The 19,818-nt window shown below is 74.1% G+C and carries 3 protein-coding genes; all 3 read right to left on the bottom strand.

Features of this window, described 5'->3' with window-relative positions:
- Window positions 1–63: 63 nt before the first annotated feature.
- The 3 genes from ABZX85_RS48730 to ABZX85_RS48720 all read right to left on the bottom strand — a co-directional run bounded on the left by ABZX85_RS48730 (window position 64) and on the right by ABZX85_RS48720 (window position 19,811).
- Window positions 64–8,970, bottom strand: coding sequence for a type I polyketide synthase (locus ABZX85_RS48730; protein WP_355884851.1), 8,907 nt, complete (start codon window positions 8,968–8,970; stop codon window positions 64–66).
- Window positions 8,971–9,142: 172 nt separating this feature from the next.
- Window positions 9,143–10,342 carry a cytochrome P450 gene (locus ABZX85_RS48725; RefSeq protein ID WP_355884850.1) on the bottom strand — a complete coding sequence of 400 codons (1,200 nt, stop codon included), beginning with the start codon at window positions 10,340–10,342 and terminating at the stop codon, window positions 9,143–9,145.
- A 37-nt stretch (window positions 10,343–10,379) separates the two neighbouring features.
- A complete protein-coding gene (locus ABZX85_RS48720; RefSeq protein ID WP_355884849.1) occupies window positions 10,380–19,811 on the bottom strand; it encodes an SDR family NAD(P)-dependent oxidoreductase in 9,432 nt (3,143 codons plus the stop codon).
- Between the last annotated feature and the right edge of the window lie 7 nt (window positions 19,812–19,818).

Here is a 19,818-nt window from a genome sequence, read left to right as displayed (position 1 = left end):
GGTCGACTCCCGTTCGGTCTGGTGGGGGGATGGGCCCTGCGGTGGGCGGGTCGCGCGGAGAGGTCAGGCGACGCCGAGGTCGCCGTCGATCAGGTCGAAGATCTCGTCGTCGGTCGCGGAGTCCAGCGCGGCCGAGGCGAGCGCGGGCTCCTCTGCGCCGGTGAGCCGTGCGGCGAGGTCGCGCAGCCGGCGCGCGATGTCGGCGAGGGTGTCGGGGTCCATGTCGGGGGCGTTCGCCGCCTTCAACAGGGACTGTTCCGTGCGGTCGAGGTCCTGCTGGGCGTGGAGGGCGTCGCCGGGGACGGCGCCGACGGCGAGTTCGCGGGCCAGGAGTTCGGCGAGCGCGGCCGGGGTGGGGTGGTCGAACACGAGGGTCGCGGGGAGCTTCAGGCCGGTTGCCGCGCCGAGTCGGTTGCGGAGTTCGGTCGCGGTGAGCGAGTCGAAACCGAGGTCCTTGAAGGCCCGGTCCTCGGTGACGCCGTCCCGGTCGGTGTGGCCGAGGACGGCGGCGGCGTGCTCACGGACGAGGCCGACGAGGGTGTCCTGCCGTTCGAGTTCGGTGAGTTCGGCGAGGGACTCCCTCAGCCGGGTGACGGCGCTGTCGTCGTCCGCCGCCGTGCCGTCACCGGTGCCGTCACCGGAGAGGGCGCGGGCGGCCTCGGGGATCTCCTCGATGAGCGGGCGGCGCCGGGAGAGGGTGTAGATCGGGGCGAACGTCGACCAGTCCATGTCGCTGACGGTGAGCGTGGCCTCCCCCTGCTCCACCGCGTCCCGCAGCGCCTCGATGGCGGGTTCGGGACGCATCCGCCGGACCCCCATGCGCTCCAGCTGGTCGGCGACCGGGTTGTCCCCGGCGAGCATCCCGCCGTCGGCCCAGCCTCCCCAGGCGATCGAGGTCGCGGCGAGTCCACGCGCCCGGCGCTGGTGCGCCAGTCCGTCGAGGGACGCGTTCGCTGCGGCGTAGGCGGCGTTCCCGGCGCTGCCCCAGACGGCGGCGCCGGAGGAGAACAGGACGAACGCGTCCAGGTCGAGGCCGTCGGTGAGTTCGTCGAGGTGACGTGCGCCGTCCACCTTCGCGGCGGTGGCCTCGGCGAGGTCGGCGGGGGTCACGGACAGGACGTCGCCGAAGGTGGCGACGCCGGCCGCGTGGACGACGGCGGTGAGCGGGGTCTCGGCGGGGATGCCGGCGAGGACGGCGGCGAGCGCGTCCCGGTCGGCGACGTCGCAGGCCACGAACATGACGGTGCTTCCCGACGCCGTGATCTCCTCGGCGAGTTCGGCGGCACCGGGGGCCTCCGCGCCACGCCGCCCGAGCAGCAGGAGATGCTCCGCACCGGCGCCGGCGAGCCAGCGGGCGACGTGCGCGCCGATCCCTCCGGTGCCGCCGGTCACCAGGACGGTGCCGTGCGGCTGCCAGGGGGGTGCCGTACGGGCGGGGCGGGCGGCGCGTACCAGTCGGCGGGCGAGGACTCCGGACGGGCGCAGCGCGATCTGGTCCTCCGAGGTGCCGCCGCCGAGGACGTTCAGGAGAGCCGTGCCGGTCTCGGGGGTCCACTGGGCGGGGAGGTCGATCGATCCGGCCCACCAGTCGGGGTGTTCGAGTCCGACGACCTGTCCGAGGGCCCACAGTGCGGTCGCGTCCGGGGTCAGGGTCTCGTCGGCGGTGACGGCGGCGGCACCGCGCGTCAGCCACCAGAGGGGGGCGCGGACACCGGCCGTGTCGAGGTTCTGGAGGAGGGTGAGGGCGGCCTGGGGTCCGGCCGGGGCGGCGAGGACGCCGGTGAAGTCACCGCCGAGAGCGCCGAGAGCGCCGTCGGTCGTCTCCACCTCGACGCCCGCTTCCCGCAGCACCTCCGCGACCCCGTCCGGCGGAGCGACCAGCAGCCAGCGTCCGCCGAGTGTCCCCTCGGCAGCGGCCACCCGCCGCCACACGACCCGGTACTTCCACTCGTCTACGAGCCGCCCACCAACACCCGCCCCGGCGAACGCCTCCGGCCAGTACCGCCGGCGCTGGAACGCGTAGGTCGGCAGATCGACGACCCTCTCCCCGGCCTGCGGCAGAGCACGCGTCCAGTTGATGGGTGCGCCGTGGGTGTGGGCTTGGGCGAGGGAGAGGAGGAGGCGGTGGAGTCCGCCCTCGTCCCGGCGCAGGGTGCCGGTGGCGGTGACTGTGCGGCCGGTGTCCTCGGCGGTTTCCTGGACGGCGGTGGTCAGGACCGGGTGCGGGGTGACCTCGACGAACAGGGTGTGGCCCTGTTCGAGGAGGGCGCGAGTGGTGTCCTCGAACTGGACGGGTTGGCGGAGGTTGCGGAACCAGTAGCCGGCGTCGAGGGTGGTGGTGTCCAGGCGTCCGGGGGTGACGCAGGAGTAGAACGCGACGCGCGATTCCCGGGGTGTCACCGGCGCCAGTACGTCGGCGAGTTCCTCCTCGACGGCGTCGACGTGGGCGGAGTGGGAGGCGTAGTCCACGGCGATCCGCCGCGCCCGTACCCCGTCTGTTTCGGCCCAGGTGAGGAGTTCGTCGAGTGCTTCGGTGTCCCCGGCGACGACGACTGAGGTGGGGCCGTTGACGGCGGCGAGGTCGATCCGGCCTTCCCAGCGGGTGAGTTCCTCGCGTACACGGTCGGCGGGGAGCTGGACGGAGACCATGCCGCCCTTCCCGGAGATCGCGAGAATCGCATGAGACCGCAAAGCCACCACCCGCGCACCGTCCTCCAAAGACAGCGCGCCCGCGACCACAGCCGCCGCGATCTCCCCCTGCGAATGCCCCACCACAGCAGCCGGCTCGACCCCGTAGGACCGCCACACCTCCGCGAGCGACACCATCACCGCCCACAGCACCGGCTGGACCACGTCCACCCGCACCAGCTCACCCTGCTCCCGCAGGACATCATTCAGCGACCAGTCCACGAACTCCGACAGCGCCGCCTCGCACTCGGCCATCCGCGCCGCGAACACCGGCGAGGAGTCGAGGAGTTCGACCGCCATCCCCATCCACTGGGACCCCTGGCCGGGGAACACGAACACCACACCCCCCGAGCCCACCCGCCCCCGCACCACACCCGGATCAGCAGACCCGGCCGCGACAGCGGCAATCCCCCGCACCAACTCCTCCCGCCCGGACCCCACCACCACCGCACGACACCCCAACCCCCCACGCGACACAGCAAGAGAAGCCGCGACAGCGTCAAGGGACACACCGGAACGCTCGTTCAAGTAGCCGGAGAGCAACGACGCTTGCTCACGCAGAGCACCCTCCGTATGCGCGGAGAGAACCCACGGGAGCGGCCCCGTCAACGGCTCCGGACGAGCCCCCGCATCCGGCGCCTGCTCAAGAATCACGTGCGCGTTGGTGCCGCTGATCCCGAACGACGAGACACCGACCCGACGAGGACGCCCCGTCTCCGGGAACTCCCTTGCCTCCGTGAGCAGTTCCACCGCACCGGCCGTCCAGTCGACCTGCCCACTCGGCGCATCGACGTGCAGCGTCTTCGGCAGCACCCCCTCCCGCAACGAGAGGACCGTCTTGATGACCCCGGCCACCCCGGAGACCGCCTGGGTGTGACCGATGTTGGACTTCAACGACCCCAGATACAGCGGCCGTTCGGCGGACCGGCCCCGCCCGTACGTCGCGAGCAGCGCCTGCGCCTCGATGGGGTCCCCGAGCCGCGTCCCGGTGCCGTGCGCCTCGACCGCGTCCACGTCATCCGCATCGAGCCCGGCGTTCGCGAGAGCCTGTGCGATGACCCGCTGCTGGGAGGGGCCGTTGGGGGCGCTGAGCCCGTTGGAGGCGCCGTCCTGGTTGATCGCCGAGCCGCGTACGACCGCGAGGACCCGGTGTCCGTTGCGCCGCGCGTCGGACTCCCGCTCGACGACGAGGAAGGCGACGCCCTCGGACCAGCCGGTGCCGTCGGCGGCGTCGGCGAACGCCTTGCAGCGGCCGTCGGAGGCGAGGCCGCCCTGACGGTCGAACTCGTCGAAGGCGCCGGGGGTCGGCATGACGGCGACGCCGCCGACGAGGGCAAGGTCGCACTCTCCCCGGGTGAGGGCCTGGCCGGCGAGGTGGAGGGAGACCAGGGAGGAGGAGCAGGCGGTGTCGACGGTCAGCGCGGGCCCTTCCAGGCCCAGGACGTAGGCGATGCGGCCGGACATGACGCTGCCGCTGTTGCCGGTGAGGAGGTAGCCGCCGGCCTCTCCGCCGTCGCCGAGGAGGGCGCCGTAGCCGGTGGGGGTGCCGCCGACGAAGACGCCGGTCCGGGAGCCGCGCAGGCTCGCAGGGTCGAGGCCGGTGCGCTCCAGCGCCTCCCAGGCCGTCTCCAGGAGCAGCCGCTGCTGGGGGTCCATGGCGAGCGCCTCGCGCGGGGAGATCCCGAAGAACTCCGCGTCGAAGCCGGTCGCGTCGGCGAGGAAGCCGCCCCGGAGGGCGCCGGTGTCTCCCCAGGTGTCCCAGCCCCGGTCGTCGGGGGCGCCGGTGATGGCGTCGCGGCCCTCGGTGACGAGGCGCCACAGGTCGTCGGGGCCGCGTACGCCGCCGGGGAGCCGGCAGGCCATGCCGACCAGGACGAGCGGATCGTCGGCGTCGGCCCGGTGGACGGCGACGATGCGCGTGAACGGGTCGGCGCCGCCGTACAGCTCGTGGCTCAAGTGGGTGGCCAGGGCTGCGGGGTTGGGGTGGTCGAAGACCAGGGTGGCGGGGAGAGCGAGGCCGGTCGCCGTGCTCAGGCGGTCGCGGAGTTCGGTGGCGGTGAGGGAGTCGAAGCCGAGGTCGTTGAAGGAGCGCAGGTCGGAGACTTCGGTGGTGTCGGTGTGGCCGAGGACGGCGGCGGCGCGGGTGCGGACGAGGTCGAGGAGGGTGGCGCGGCGCTCGTGTTCGGTGAGGCGGTCGAGGCGGGTGCGGAAGGTGTCGTCCGGTGCGGTCTGCTTCTCCTCGGGAGCGCTCAGTGCCGCTGCCGCTTCCGGGATGTCCTCGATGAGGGGGCGGCGGCGGGCGCCCGCGTAGACGGGGGCGAAGCGGGACCAGTCCGTGTCGGTGACGGTGAGGTTCGGTTCGGCGTGTTCGACGGCCTCGCGCATGATGTCGAGGGCGAGCGCGGGGTCCAGGAGGGCGAGTCCCATCCGGGAGAGGGACTGTTCGTCGAGGTCGGCGCCCATTCCGCCGCCGCCCCAGATCCCCCAGGCCAGCGAGGTCGCCGGGCGGCCGGCCGCGTGCCGCTGCTCGGCGAGGCCGTCGAGGTAGGCGTTGGCGGCGGCGTAGGCGCCCTGGGAGCCGCCGCCCCAGGTGGAGGCGCCGGAGGAGAACAGGACGAAGGCGTCCAGCTCCAGGTGCGCGGTCAGTTCGTCGAGGTGGCGGGCGCCGGCCGTCTTGCCGGTGAGGACCTCGTCCAGTTCGTCCGGGGTCAGGTCGCGGACCTTGGTGTAGCGGACGATGCCGGCGGCGTGGACGACGGCGGTCAGCGGATGTTCGTCGGGGATCGCGGCCAGGGTCGCGGCGAGCGCGTCCCGGTCAGCGGCGTCGCAGGCGGCGAACGTGACGGACGCGCCCAACGCCGCCAGTTCCTCGGCGAGTTCGGCCGCGCCGGGGGCCTCGGCGCCGCGCCTGCTGGTGAGGACGAGGTGGCGTGCGCCCTCGGTGGCGGCCCATCGCGCCACGTTCGCGCCGACGCCTCCGGTGCCGCCGGTGATCAGGACGGTGCCGTGTGGCTGCCAGCGCCGGGCCGGGGTGCGGCCGGTGAGCGGGGCGCGGACCAGGCGGCGCGCGAACACGCCGCCGGTACGCAGGGCCAGTTGGTCCTCTCCGCCGGTGGCTCCCGCGAGGACGGCGGCGAGCGTCGGGCCGGTCTCGGGGTGCCACTGCGCAGGGAGGTCGATCAACCCGCCCCACCAGCCGGGTTCTTCGAGCCCGACAACCTGTCCGAGCCCCCACAGCCGGCTGGCGTCGGGGTCGACGGCGTCACCGGGGGCAACGCGCACGGCGTCCCGGGTCAGCCACCACAACGGCACCTTGACCTCGGCGGCGCGCAGATCCTGGACCAGCGCGACGGCCTCGGCGGGACTCCCCGGCAGCGCCACGACCCCGGCGTACTCGCCGGAGACCTCGCGGGCGTCGGCTGCGGTCTCGACCTCGGCGCCCGCGTCCCGCAACGCCTGCGCGACCCCCTCAAAAGTCCCGCGCTCCTCGAAAGCCCCGAGCCCCTGAGCACCCCCGACGAGAAGCCAACGCCCGCTCAGCACACCCTCGTTCAGCGCGACCGGCCGCCAAGTGATCCGGTACCGCCGCGCGTCCTGCGGCCTGGTCCCCGCCGGGCTCCCCGGTCGAGGCCAGAACCTCCGGTGCTGGAAGGCGTACGTCGGCAACGCCACCCGTCGGCCCCCGCCGCCGAGGACGCCCGCCCAGTCGACGTTCACGCCATGCACGTACGCCTCACCGAGCGCGCCCAACAACGCCTCCTGCTCGGGACGGTCGCGGCGCAGCACCGGGACGGTCACGAGGTCGGGGACGGTGTCGCGGACGGTCGTGAGGAGGGAGCCGTCGGGGCCGACTTCCAGGACCGTCGTCACACCTTCGGCGGCGACCGCGCGGACACCGTCGGCGAAGCGGACGGCTGCACGGACGTGCCCAACCCAGTAGTCGGGGGTGGTCAGTTCATCGCCCGCGATCTCACCGGTGACGTTCGAGACGACCGGCACGACCGGCTCCTCGTACGACACGGAGGCCAGCACCCGCGCGAACTCGTCCAGCATCGGGTCCATCAGGCCGGAGTGGAACGCGTGGCTGACCTTCAGCTGCTTGACCCGGCGGCCTTGAGCAGCGAACCCGTCGGCGACCTCCTTGACGGCGGTCTCCTCACCGGAAAGGACCACCGCCCGGGGCCCGTTGACGGCGGCCAGCCACACACCGGGAGTGTCCGTGAGTTCCGACTCCTCCGCCTCCACGGCCCACATCGCACCGCCCGAGGGCAGCTCCTGCATCAGCCGACCACGCGCGGCCACAACCCGGCAGGCGTCCTCCAACGACCACACCCCGGCGACATGCGCGGCCACCAACTCACCGAGCGAATGCCCCAACACCACATCGGCGTGAACACCCCACGACTCCAGCAGCCGATACAAGGCAACCTCGACCGCGAACAACGCGGGCTGCGCGAGACCCGTCTCCGCCAGCTCCTCGGCGGAGCCGCCGAACACCGCCTCCTTCAGGGCGAGTTCACCGAACCCCGCACACACCTCGTCGAAAGCGGCGGCGAACACGGGATACGCCTCGTACAACTCCCGCCCCATACCGACCCGTTGCGACCCCTGCCCGGAGAAGGCGACGGCCACTCCCCCACCCGTGACGGCACCCCGGACCAGTCCCGCGATGTCGTCGCCGTCGGCCAGTGCACGCAGCCCCTGGGTCAAGTCGCCGGTGAGGACGGCCCGGTGATCCAGCGCGGCACGCGTGGTCGCGAGGGTGTGCGCGAGGTCGGTGAGGTCGGGTGCGGGGTGGGTGTCGAGGTGGGTGAGGAGGCGGGCGGCCTGGGCGCGGAGGGCTTCGGGGGTGCGGGCGGTGAGGGTGACGGGGACGAGAGGAGGCGTGAGAGGGGGCTCAGCCTTGGGCAACTCCTCTATCGAGGGGGCCTGTTCGATGATCACGTGCGCGTTGGTGCCGCTGATACCGAAGGAGGAGACACCCGCACGGCGCGGCCGTCCCGTGTCCGGCCACGGCTGTGCCTCGCTGAGGACGCGGACGGCGCCGGTGGTCCAGTCGACCTGGCGGGTGGGTTCGTCGACGTGCAGGGTACGCGGGAGGACCCCTTCTCGCAGCGCCATGATCATTTTGATGACGCCGAGGACGCCGGCCGCGAACTGGGTGTGTCCGACGTTGGACTTGACGGAGCCGATCCACAACGGCCGTTCCTGCGGGCGCCCTTGGCCGTAGGTGGCCAGCAGCGCCTGGGCCTCGATGGGGTCGCCGAGTTTCGTGCCGGTGCCGTGTGCCTCGACGGCGTCGACCTCGTCGGGTCCGAGTCCGGCACCGGCGAGCGCGTCGCGGATGACGCGTTGCTGGGAGGGGCCGTTGGGGGCGGTGAGGCCGTTGGAGGCGCCGTCCTGGTTGATCGCGGAGCCCCGGACGACGGCGAGGATGTCGTGGCCGAGGCGCTGGGCGTCCGAGAGGCGTTCCACGACGAGGACGCCGGCGCCCTCGCCCCAGCCGGTGCCGTCGGCGGTGTCGGCGAACGCCTTGCAGCGGCCGTCGTGCGCGGAGCCTCCCTGGCTGTCGAACTCGCCGTAGATCGCGGGGGTCGTCATGACGAGGACGCCGCCGACGAGTGCCGTGTCGCATTCGCCCGCGCGCAGGGATCGGGCGGCGAGGTGGAGGGCGACGAGGGAGGACGAGCAGGCGGTGTCGACGGTGAGCGCGGGCCCTTCGAGGCCGAGGGTGTAGGCGATGCGGCCGGACAGGATGCTCGCCGGGAGGCCGGTGATGGCGTAGCCGTCGGTGTCGTCGGGCGAGGCGGCGAGCAGCGCGCCGTACTCCTGGGGCGCTCCGCCGACGAAGACGCCGGTGCGGGTGCCGCGCAGGGAGGTGGGGTCGATCCCGGCGTGTTCCAGCGCCTCCCAGGAGACCTCCAGGAGCTGGCGCTGCTGGGGGTCCATGGCGAGTGCCTCGCGCGGGGAGATCCGGAAGAAGCCGGGGTCGAAGTCGGCGGCGGAGGGCAGGAAGGCGCCCTGGTGGCCGGGGTCGTAGGACGGCAGGTGCTGCCAGCCCCGGTCGGCGGGGGGACCGGTCATGGCGTCGCGGCCCTCGGCGACCAGCCGCCACAGGTCCTCGGGGCCCGCGACACCGCCGGGGAAGCGGCAGCCGATGCCGACGACGGCGAGGGGTTCCCCGGCGGCGGCGGTGAGCCGCTGGTTGCTGCTGCGCAGCCGCTGGTTCTCCAGCAGCGCGGTGCGCAGCGCGTCGACGGCCTCGTCGAGGGACGTGTTCATAGCCTGGGGACTCCCATGATCTCTGCCGCTCGTGCCGCTCGCGGGTGAAGCGGAATCCGGTGCCTGCTTCGGACGCTATGGCTGGTCCGTGGTGCTGTAACCCCCAGAAGGGCGGCTCCCGCGCGCTAGGGGTGGGCGCGGGGACGCTAGGGGGTGGGGGCGGTGCGGTGGGTCACCAGGCGACGGGGATCGCGAGGGCGCTGTGGACCATGTTGTAGCCGCGGAAGGCGATCTCCTCGCGGGGGACGGCGAGGCGGATGCCGGGGAAGCGGCGTAGGAGCGCGGTGAGGCCGACCTTCATCTCGATGAGGGTCATGGCGGCGCCGGGGCAGCGGTGCACTCCGTGGCCGAAGCCGACCTGCTGGTTCTGGGGGCGGGTCAGGTCGAGCCGGTCGGGGTCGGGGAAGCGGTCGGGGTCGCGGTTGGCGGCGGCGAGCGCGGGGACGACGTACTCGCCCTTCTTGATGGTGACGCCGCGCAGTTCGATGTCCTCGGTGGCCGTCCGTCCGCCGGTGGCGGAGATGACGCTGAGGTAGCGCATGAGTTCCTCGACGGCCGTGTCGAGGACGGCGGGGTCGTCGCGCAGGAGACGGAACTGGTCGGGGTGGTCGAGGAGGGCGAGCAGGCCGAGGCCGAGGGTGCCGGCGACGGTGTCGAATCCGGCGGTGAGGTGCATGTTGGCCATGCCGGCGATCTCGGCGTCGGAGAGGTCGTCGCCGTGGTCGCGGACGAGGATGCCGATCATTCCGTCGCCGGGGTGTGCGCGTTGTTCGGCGACGACGTCGAACATGAACTGGTTTGCTGCGCCGATGAGTTCGAGCGCCTCCTCCTCGGTGGCGGCGAGGCCGGGTGAGCGTTCGGTGATGGCGAGGTAGGCGGCGCGCTGTTCGTCGGTGAGGCCGAGGAGTTCGCAGATCGCCAGCAGCGGGAAGGGGTTGGCGAACGCGGTCATGAAGTCGGTGCCGTGCCCCTTGCGTTCGAGGTCGTCGAGGCAGTTCTCGGCGATCTGCTCCAGGCGGGGGGTGAGTTCGCGCATCCGGCGTGCGGTGAAGCCGCCGGCGATGGTGCGGCGCAGCCGGGTGTGGTGCGGGGGGTCCATGTTGACGAAACTGCCGGGGGAGATCTCCAGGCCGGTGTCGTCGACGCCGGGGACCATGAGGGTGAGGGGGGTGAGCGCGCTGCTGAGACGGTCGTCGGTGAGAACCTCGCGGACGTCGTCGTAGCGGGTGACGACCCAGATGTCCCGGCCGTCGGCCATCCGGTACTTGGCGACCGGTTCCTCGCGCTGGGCTCGGCTGAGTGCCGGGCTCGGGTCGTAGGGGCAGCGCTGGTCGCGCTGGTAGGGGAGGGGGGTTTCCATCTCCAGGGGCATGGTGCGCTCCGTGAATGTTCGAGGAAGTAGGGATGGGTCAGCGGATGCCGAACTCGTCCCCGATGAGGCTGAGGAGTTCCGCGGTGCTGGCGCCGCTGAGGTCGTCGTCGCCGTCCGTGCCGTCGTCGCCCATGCGGTCGGCGGGCGCTTCGAGCCGGGTGAGCAGGGCGCGCAGCCGCGCCGCGAGGTTGGCGGTGCGGGCGGGGTCGTCGTCGGCGGGTGTGCTCAGGGCGTCCTCCAGGGACCGCAGGGCGAGCGCCGCCGGGTCGGGGGCCTGGGCGGAGGCCAGGTCGAGTTCCTGGAAGAGGAGGTCGGCGACGTCGCCGGGGGTCGGGTGGTCGAAGACGAGGGTGGCCGGCAGCCTGAGGCCCGCGAGCGCGGAGAGCCGGTTGCGCAGGTCGACGGACATCAAGGAGTCGAAGCCGAGGCTCTGGAACGGCTTCCCGGGCGGTACGGCGCTCCCGGCGCCGAGTCCTGCGGCGGTGGCGGTCTCGGCGCGGACCAGGTCGACGAGCGCGGTGATCCGGTCGTCGTCGGACAGCGGCAGGAGGCGTTCGCGCAGGCTGCCCGCCGGGACGGCGGACGCGCCGGCGGTGCGGGGGGCGAGGCCGCGCAGCAGGACGGGGGTGGTGGGGTCGTCGGCGTCGAGGACGGAGACGTCGAGGCGGACGGGGACGGTCGCGGGGGCGCCGGTGGCGACGGCCGCGTCCATCAGGGCCATGCCTTCGCGCGGGTCGAGCTGGCGCAGGCCGATCCTGGCGATGCGCGCGAGGTCGCTCTCGCCGACGTTCGCCGTCATCCCCTCGCCGCGCTGCCAGGGTCCCCAGGCGAGCGCGGTGGCGGGCCGTCCCTGGGCGGCGCGGCGGGTGCACAGGGCGTCCGCGAACGCGTTGGCCGCCGCGTAGTTGGCCTGTCCGGCGCCTCCCATGACGCCGGCGAGCGAGGTGAACACCACGAACCGTTCGACGTCCGGGGCGAGTTCGTCGAGGTGTGCGAGGGCGTCGGTCTTGACGGGCAGGACGGTGTCGACCTGTTCGGGGGTGAGCGCGGTGAGCGTGGCGTCGGCGACGGTCCCGGCCGTGTGGACGACGGCCCGCAGGTCGGGGACGGTGCCGAGGAGCGCGGCGAGCGCGTCCCGGTCGGCGGTGTCGCAGGCGGCGGTGCGGACGGTGGCTCCCTGGGCAGCGAGTTCGGCGATCAGGTCGTCCATGCCGGGGGCGTCGGCGCCGCGCCGGGAGACCAGCAGCAGGCCGGTGACGCCGTGCCGGGTGACGAGGTGGCGAGAGACGAGGCGGCCCAGGGTGCCGGTCGCGCCGGTGACGAGGACGGTGCCTTCGGTGGGCCACAGCGGGTCGGGGGCCGGGTCGGCCTGTGCCAGGCGGGTCAGGCGGGGGACGAGGATCTGGTCGCCGCGCAGGACGAGCTGGTCCTCGCCGAGGACAGCGGCTCGGCCGAGCGCCGTGCGCAGTGCGGTGGTGGCGCCGGGGAGCCGGTCGACGAGCAGGACGCTTCCCGGGTTCTCCAGTTGGGCGGAGCGGGCCAGCCCCCACACGGCGGCGCCCGCCGGATCGGCCACGGCCGTGTCCTCGCCGGTCGCCGCACCCGACGTGCACAGCACCAACTGCGTTCCGGCCAGCACCGGTTCACGGGACCACGTCTGGAGCAGGGACAGCGTCCGGTGGACGGCGTCCCGGGTCGCGGCGGCGGTCGGCGCGGCCCGCTCCACGGGGACGACGACGAGCGCGGGAGACGTGTCCAGCGCGCGCAACGCGTCGAGGTCCGTGACCTGTTCGACGTCCTCCCCCAGCGACTCCAGCAGCTCCGGGTCCGCCGCGCCGAGCACGGAGATCCGCCCACGCACCGCAGCCGTCCCGGACGGTGCCTGCCCGAGCGGCGTCCACTCGGTGCGCAGCAGCCACTCCGGACGCAGCCGCACGGTGTCGAGCTGGGCGCTGGAGGTGGCCCGCATGTGCAACGCGGCGACGGTGAGGACGGGCCGGCCGTCCACGTCGGCGAGGTCGACGGAGACCTTGTCCTCGGCCTCGTCGCGGACGTGGACGCGCAGCGTGGTGGCCTGCTGGTCGTAGCGGGTGACGCCGCGCCAGGCGAACGGCAGCAGCGGGCCGGAGGCGGAGGTGGCGTTCGGGCGGAAGCCGAGCGCGTGCATGGCGGCGTCCAGCAGCGCGGGGTGGACGGAGAATCCGGCACCGAGGTGTTCGGGGAGCCGCACCTCCGCGAACACCTCGGTGCCGCGTCGCCAGGCGGCTGTGAGTCCCTGGAAGGCGGGGCCGTAGGTGAAGCCGTGGTCGACGAGGTCGCCGTAGTAGGTGGACAGGTCGACGGCCTCGGCGTCGGCCGGCGGCCACGCCAAGGGGACCGGGGCGGCGCCCTCGGCTTCGGTGAGGAGGGTGCCTTCGGCGTGCGCGGTCCAGGGTCCGTCGTCCTCGGTGCGGGAGTGCACGGTGACGGTGCGCGCGCCCGCCTCCTCGGGGCCTACGGCGACCTGGAGGCGGACGGGGGTGTCGCCGGGGACGGGGAGCGGGGCGGCGAGGGTGAGTTCGTCGAGGTGGCGGCAGCCGAAGACGCCGCCCGCCCACAGCGCCAGTTCGACGAAGCCGGTGCCCGGGAAGAGCGGCGTCTCCAGGATCGCGTGGTCCGCGAGCCAGGCGTGCGTGGCCGTGGACAGCTCGCCGGTGAACAGGGTCTGTCCGTCGGCGGTGGTGACGCGCGCGCCGAGCAGCGGGTGTCCGGCGTCGTCGAGGCCGAGGGAGGCGAGGTCGCCGCCGCCCGCCGGACGGGGGTCGGGCCAGTAGCGTGCGCGCTGGAACGGGTAGGTGGGCAGGGAGACGGTCCGGCCGCCGGACCCGGCGAACAGCGCGGCGTGGTCGACGGACCGGCCCGCGAGGTGGACGCGTGCGACGGCGGTGATCAGCGTCTCGTCCTGCGGAGCGTCCCGGCGCTGCGCGGGGACGCACACGACCGTGTCCCCCCGCTCGTCGAGGCAGCTCTGTGCCATGCCGGTCAGGGCGCCGTCGGGCCCCGCCTCCAGCAGCACGCCCACCCCCTCGGCGGCGAGGTGGCGCACCCCGTCGGCGAAGCGGACGGCCTCGCGGACGTGCCGCACCCAGTACTCGGGAGAGCACGCCTGCTCGGCGGTGAGCGGGAGCCCGGTCAGGTTGGAGACGACGGGGATGCGCGGCGCGCGCAGGTCGAGTCCGGCGACGACCGCCCCGAACTCCTCCAGCATCGGCTCCATCAGCGGTGAGTGGAAGGCGTGGCTGACCGTCAGGACCCGGGTCCGCGCGCCCTCCTCGGTGAACTGCTCGCGCAGCGCGGCCAGTTCCCCGGACGGCCCGGACAGGACCACCGAGCCGGGGGCGTTGACGGCGGCGACGGTCACGTCCGTGCGGCTGGCGAGGACGCCGAGAGCGCGTTCCTCGTCGACGGAGACGGCGAGCATGCCGCCGCCTTCCGGGAGTCGCTGCATGAGCCGGCCCCGGGCCGCGATCAGCGTGCACGCGTCGGGGAGGGACAGCACTCCGGCGACGTGCGCGGCGGTGATCTCGCCGACGGAGTGCCCCAGCAGGTAGGCGGGCCTGATACCCCAGCTCTCCAGGAGCCGGTACAGGGCGGTCTCGAAGGCGAACAGCGCGGGCTGGGTGAACTCGGTGCGGTGGATGTCGTCGCCGGTCTCCGCGAACATCACCTCGGTGAGCGGGCGCGGCAGCAGCGGGTCCAGGTGGAGGCAGACCGCGTCGAGGGTCTGCGCGAACACCGGGTGGGCGGCGTACAGTTCGCGGCCCATGCCGGGGTGCTGGGCGCCCTGGCCGGTGAACAGCAGCGCGAGGTCCCCTTCGCGTGCCGTGTCCCGCAGGAGTCCGGCGGGCAGTTCGCCGTCCGCGAGCGCGGTGAGCGCCTCCCGCGCCTCGGTGAGGTCGTGGACGACGGCCGCCGCGCGCAGTTCCAGGGCGGTCCGGGTGGTGGCGAGCGAGCGGGTGAGGTCGGTGAGGGCCGGCGCGGGGTCGGCGGTGAGCCGCTCCAGGAGGCGGGACGCCTGGGCGCGCAGGGCGTTCTCGTCGTGCGCGGAGACCAGCAGCGGCCAGGAGCGGGGCGGGGTCTGCGGGTTGGGGGCCTCCACGCCGGGTTCCTGCGGGGCCTGTTCGAGCAGGACGTGCGCGTTCGTGCCGCTGATCCCGAACGAGGAGACTCCCGCGCGCCGGGGCCGACCGGTCTCCGGCCAGCTCCGGGGTTCGGTGAGCAGCTCGACGGTCCCCGCCTCCCAGTCGATCGCCGTGGATCGCTCGTCGGCGTGCAAGGTCCTGGGGAGTTCACCCCGGCCGAGCGCGAGGACGGTCTTGATGACGCCGCCGACCCCGGCCGCCGACATGGTGTGCCCGATGTTGGACTTCAGCGACCCGAGATACAGCGGCTGCCCCTCGGGGCGCTCGGCGCCGTAGGTGGCCAGCAGCGCGTTGGCCTCGATGGGGTCGCCGAGTTTCGTCCCGGTGCCGTGGGCCTCGACGGCGTCGATGTCGGCCGGTGCGAGCCCCGCGTCCGCCAACGCGTCCTGGATGACCCGCTGTTGAGCGAGGCCGTTGGGCGCGGTGAGCCCGTTGGAGGCGCCGTCCTGGTTGATCGCCGACCCGCGTACGACCGCCAGCACCCGGTTTCCGTCGCGGCGCGCGTCGGAGAGCCGCTGGACGAGCAGCACGCCGACGCCCTCCCCCCAGCCGATGCCGTCGGCGGAGTCGGAGAACGCCTTGCAGCGGCCGTCGGGGGCCATGCCGCCCTGGCGGCCGAAGTCCGCGAAGAGCGCGGCGTCCGGCATGACGCAGACCCCGCCGGTCAGCGCGAGGTCGACCTCGCCCCGGCGCAGCGCCTGCACGGCGTCGTGCAGGGCGACGAGGGAGGAGGAGCAGGCGGTGTCGACGGTGACGGCCGGCCCCTCCAGGCCGAGGACGTAGGCGACACGGCCGGTGATGACGCTGGTGGCACTGCCGGTGACGGTGTATCCGGCGAGCTGCTCCGAGCCGGGCGGGAAGAGGGTGGCGTAGCCGAGTCCGGCGGCGCCGGCGTAGACGCCGGTGCGGGTGCCGCGCAGGGTGGCCGGGTCGATCCCGGCGCGTTCGACGGCCTCCCACGATGTCTCCAGGAGCAGGCGCTGCTGGGGGTCCATGGTCAGGGCCTCGCGCGGGGTGATGCCGAAGAAGGCGGCGTCGAATCCGGCGACGTCGTCGAGGAAGCCGCCGCGTGCCGCCTCCTGCGGGCGCCAGCCCCGGTCGCGCGGGAGTCCGCCGATGCCTTCGCGGCCTTCGGCGAGCATCTCCCACAGCTCCTCGGGGCTGCCGACCCCGCCGGGGAAGCGGCAGGCCATCCCGACGACGGCGATCGGCTCGTCGTCGGCGCCGGTGCGGCGGGGGCGGGCCGGTGCGGCGCCGGTCGCGGCCGTCGTCTCGGCGGCGTCCGGGAACAGCTCGGCGTACAGGGCGCGGACGAGTTGGCGGGGCGAGGGGTGGTCGAAGACGATCGAGACGGGCAGGCGCAGTCCGCTCGCGGTGGAGAGCCGGTTGCGGAAGTCGACCGAGGTCAGGGAGTCGAAGCCGAGGTCCCGGAAGGGCCGTGCGGACTGCACGCTGTCGGCGTCCTCGTGGCCGAGGGCGGTGGCGGCGGTGTCGCGGACCAGGCGCAGCAGGACGCCGGTGCGTTCGGTCTCGGTGAGCGGCAGGAGCCAGCCGCGCAGGGTTCCCGCGTCGGCGTCGTCCCCGGTCCCGGCAGCGGCTGCGGTGCGGCGGGGGCGTGGCCGGGGGGACGGTTCGACGCGGTCGAGGCGTTCGGCGGACGGGGTTGCCGTGAGGAGGCCCGCCGGGGCGACGGGGCGCAGCAGGAGGGCGTCGGCGGTGGCGACGGGGGCGCCGGTGGTGTCGGCGAGCAGGACGCGGACCGTGCCCGGTCCGGTGCGGGTGAGGCGGACGCGCAGGCGGGTCGCGCCGGTGGCGTGCAGTTGGACGCCGCTCCAGGAGAAGGGGACGGCCGGGTCGCCGTCGAGCGCCTGGAGGGCGTGCAGGGCGGCTTCGGCGAGCGCGGGGTGCAGGGCGAAGCGGGCGGCTTCGGTGCCCTGTCCTGCGGGCAGGGCGACTTCGGCGTAGGCGTCGCTCCCGGTGCGCCACAGGGCGGTGAGGAGGCGGCGTTCGGGGCCGTAGGTGAAGCCGGCCGCGCCGAGGTCGTCGTACACCTTGGTCACGTCGGCCTGTTCGGCGGGTGGTGGCCAGGACGTGAGGTCTTCGGGGGCGGTGGTCGTCTCGGGGACCAGGGTGCCGGAGGCGTGCAGGAGCCAGGGGGCGTCCTCGTCGGGCGCGGCCGAGGTGGAGTGGACGGTGAAGGTGCGGCGCTCGTCGGTGTCGGCGCCGACCCTGATCTGGAGGGCGACCGTGCCGTCCGCCGGGAGGGTGAGCGGGGTGTGCAGGGTGAGTTCCTCGACGCGCCCCCGGTCGAAGGGGTCACCGGCCGCGACGGCGAGTTCGACGAAGGCGGTGCCGGGAAGGACCGGGCGGTCGACGAGGGCGTAGCCGTCGAGCCACGGGTGGTCGGCGGCGGAGATCCGGCCGGTGAGGACGGCGCCGTCGGCGTCCGCGAGGCGGACCAGCGCGCCCAGCAGCGGGTGGTCGAGCGCGCCCACCCCGGCGGCGGTGACGTCGGCGGCACGGCGCCGCCCCTCCGGCCAGTGGCGGCGGCGCTGGAACGGGTACGTCGGCAGCTCGGGCAGCACCCCGGGGCGGGCCGGGACGCCGGCGAAGACGCGCGACCAGTCCGGGTCGGCGCCCCCGGCCCAGGCGTGCGCGAGCGCGGTCCGCAGCCGCGCGGTACCTCCCTCGCCCCGGCGCAGGGTGCCGACCACGGCGGCGTCGTGCTCCTCAGCCTCCACGCACTGCTGGACGGACGTGACGAGCACGGGGTGCGGGCTCGGCTCGACGAACAGCCGGTGCCCGTCGGCGAGCAGCGCCCGCACGGCGTCGGCGAACCGCACCGGCTCACGCATGTTGCGGCACCAGTACGCAGCGTCCAGCCGCGCGGTGTCGAGGGGGGCGCCGGTGACGGTCGAGTAGAACGGCACCTCGCCGCCGCGCGGCTGCAACCCGGCGAGATCCTTGAGGAGTTGCTCGCGCAGCACCTCGACGAACGGCGAGTGTCCGGGGCTCGCGGCCCCCGGGATACGGCGGGCCTGGACGCCGTCCGCCTCGCAGGCGGCGACGAACGCGTCACAGGCGTCGGGTACACCGGTCAGCGCGACGGACGCCGGACCGTTGACGGCGGCGATCCACAGCCGGTCCGCCCACGGCGCCAGCCGCTCACGCACCTCCGCCTCGGGCAGCAGCACGGACGCCATGCCGCCCTCGACGGTGAGCGTGCGCAGCGCACGACTGCGCAGGACGACGACACGGACGGCGTCGTCGAGGCTCAGCCCGCCGCTGAGGTGAGCGGCGGCGATCTCGCCCTGCGAGTGGCCGACGACGGCGTCGGGCCGGACTCCGTACGCCTCCCAGGTGCGGGCCAGGGAGACCATCACGGTGAACAGGACGGGCTGGATGACGTCGATCCGGTCGGCGTCGACGTCGTCCGGCTCGCCGCGCAGGACGGACAGGACGTCCCAGTCGACCAGCTCCTGCACGGCCTGTGCGCAGGCGTGCGCGTGCTCGGCGAACACCGGTTCCGCGTCGAGGAGTTCGCGGGCCATGCCGAGCCACTGGGACCCTTGTCCGGGGAGCACGAGCGCTGTGCGTCCGGTGACGGCGGTGCCTTCGGCGAGCGCGTCGTGCGGGCGGCCTTCGGCGAGCGCGGTCAGAGCGGTGAGCAGCCCGTCGCGGCTGTCGGTGAGGACGGCGGCGCGCTGGTCGAGGGGGGTACGGCCGAGCGCGAGGGGGCGGGCGACGGCCGGCAGGTCGTGCCCGGCGGTGTCGACGCCATCGGCGCCGAGGTGGTCGAGGAGCTGCCGGGCCCTGACCCGGAGGGCGGTGGTCCCCTTGGCGGAGAGCAGCGTGGGGAGCACACCGTCGTCCCCGGGGACGGCCTCGGGTGCGGCCTCTTCGCGCGGTGCCTGTTCCAGGATGATGTGCGCGTTCGTCCCGCTCACGCCGAACGAGGAGACCCCGGCCCGGCGCGGCGCGCTCTCGTCGGACCAGTCCCGTGCCTCGGACAGCAGCCGCACGGTCCCGGCGGACCAGTCGACGAACGGCGTCGGCTCGTCGGCGTGCAGGGTGCGCGGCAACTGCCCCTGCCGGATCGCCTGGACCATCTTGATGATGCCGCCGACCCCTGCGGCGGCCTGCGTGTGCCCGATGTTGGACTTCAGCGACCCCAGCCACAGCGGCCGTCCGGCGGGACGCGCGGCGCCATAGGTCGCCAGCAGCGCGTCCGCCTCGATGGGGTCCCCGAGCCGCGTCCCCGTGCCGTGCGCCTCGACGGCGTCGACCTCGGCCGGCGTGAGCCCAGCGTCGGCGAGCGCGTCCCGGATGACGCGCTGCTGCGAGGGCCCGTTGGGCGCGCTCAGCCCGTTGGAGGCACCGTCCTGATTGACCGCCGAGCCCCGCACGACCGCCAGCACCGGGTGGCCGTTGCGCAACGCGTCCGAGAGCCGCTCGACGACGAGGACACCCGCGCCCTCGGACCAGCCCGCCCCGTCGGCGGCGGCGCCGAACGCCTTGCAGCGGCCGTCGGGGGCGAGGGAACCCTGCCGGGACAGCATGACGTGCACGTCGGGCGTGGACATCACGGTGACGCCCCCGGCGAGCGCCAGATCGCACTCCCCCGCGCGCAGTGAGCGCACGGCGAGGTGGAGCGCGACCAGCGAGGACGAGCAGGCGGTGTCGATCGTGACGGCCGGCCCCTCCAGGCCGAGGACGTAGGAGATCCGCCCGGACAGCACGCTGTTGGAGACACCGGTGGAACCGTGTCCGTCGATCCCTCCCTCGGTGGCGTTCAGGAGGTTGGCGTAGTCCTGCTGGGAGACACCGGCGAACACACCGGTGCGGCTCCCCTTCAGCGCGCGGGTGTCGAGCCCGGCGCGCTCCAGGGCCTCCCAGGAGCTCTCCAGCAGCAGCCGCTGCTGGGGGTCCATGGAGTGCGCCTCGCGCGGGGAGATCCCGAAGAACGCGGCGTCGAAGGAGGCGATGTCGTCGAGGAAGCCGCCCTCGCGGACGTAGCAGGTGCCTTCCTTGTCCGGGTCGGGGTCGTAGAGGGACGCCAGGTCCCACCCCCGGTCGGTGGGGAAGCTGGCGACGGCGTCGCGGCCCTCGGCGACGAGCCGCCACAGGTCGTCCGGGCTCGCCACCCCGCCGGGGTAGCGGCAGGCCATGCCGACGACCGCGATCGGTTCCCGGGCCGCCGACTCCAGCTCTCCCAGCCGCTTGCGCGTCCGGTGCAGTTCCGCCGCGACCTGCTTGAGGTAGTCGCGGAGTTCCTTGTCCTCAGCCATGCGAACC

Origin of the sequence: Streptomyces sp. NPDC004539 (assembly GCF_040610055.1) — a bacterium.
GTDB lineage: Bacteria > Actinomycetota > Actinomycetes > Streptomycetales > Streptomycetaceae > Streptomyces.
The sequence above is the reverse complement of the archived record's forward strand: the minus strand, read 5'-3'. Positions and strand labels throughout refer to the sequence as shown.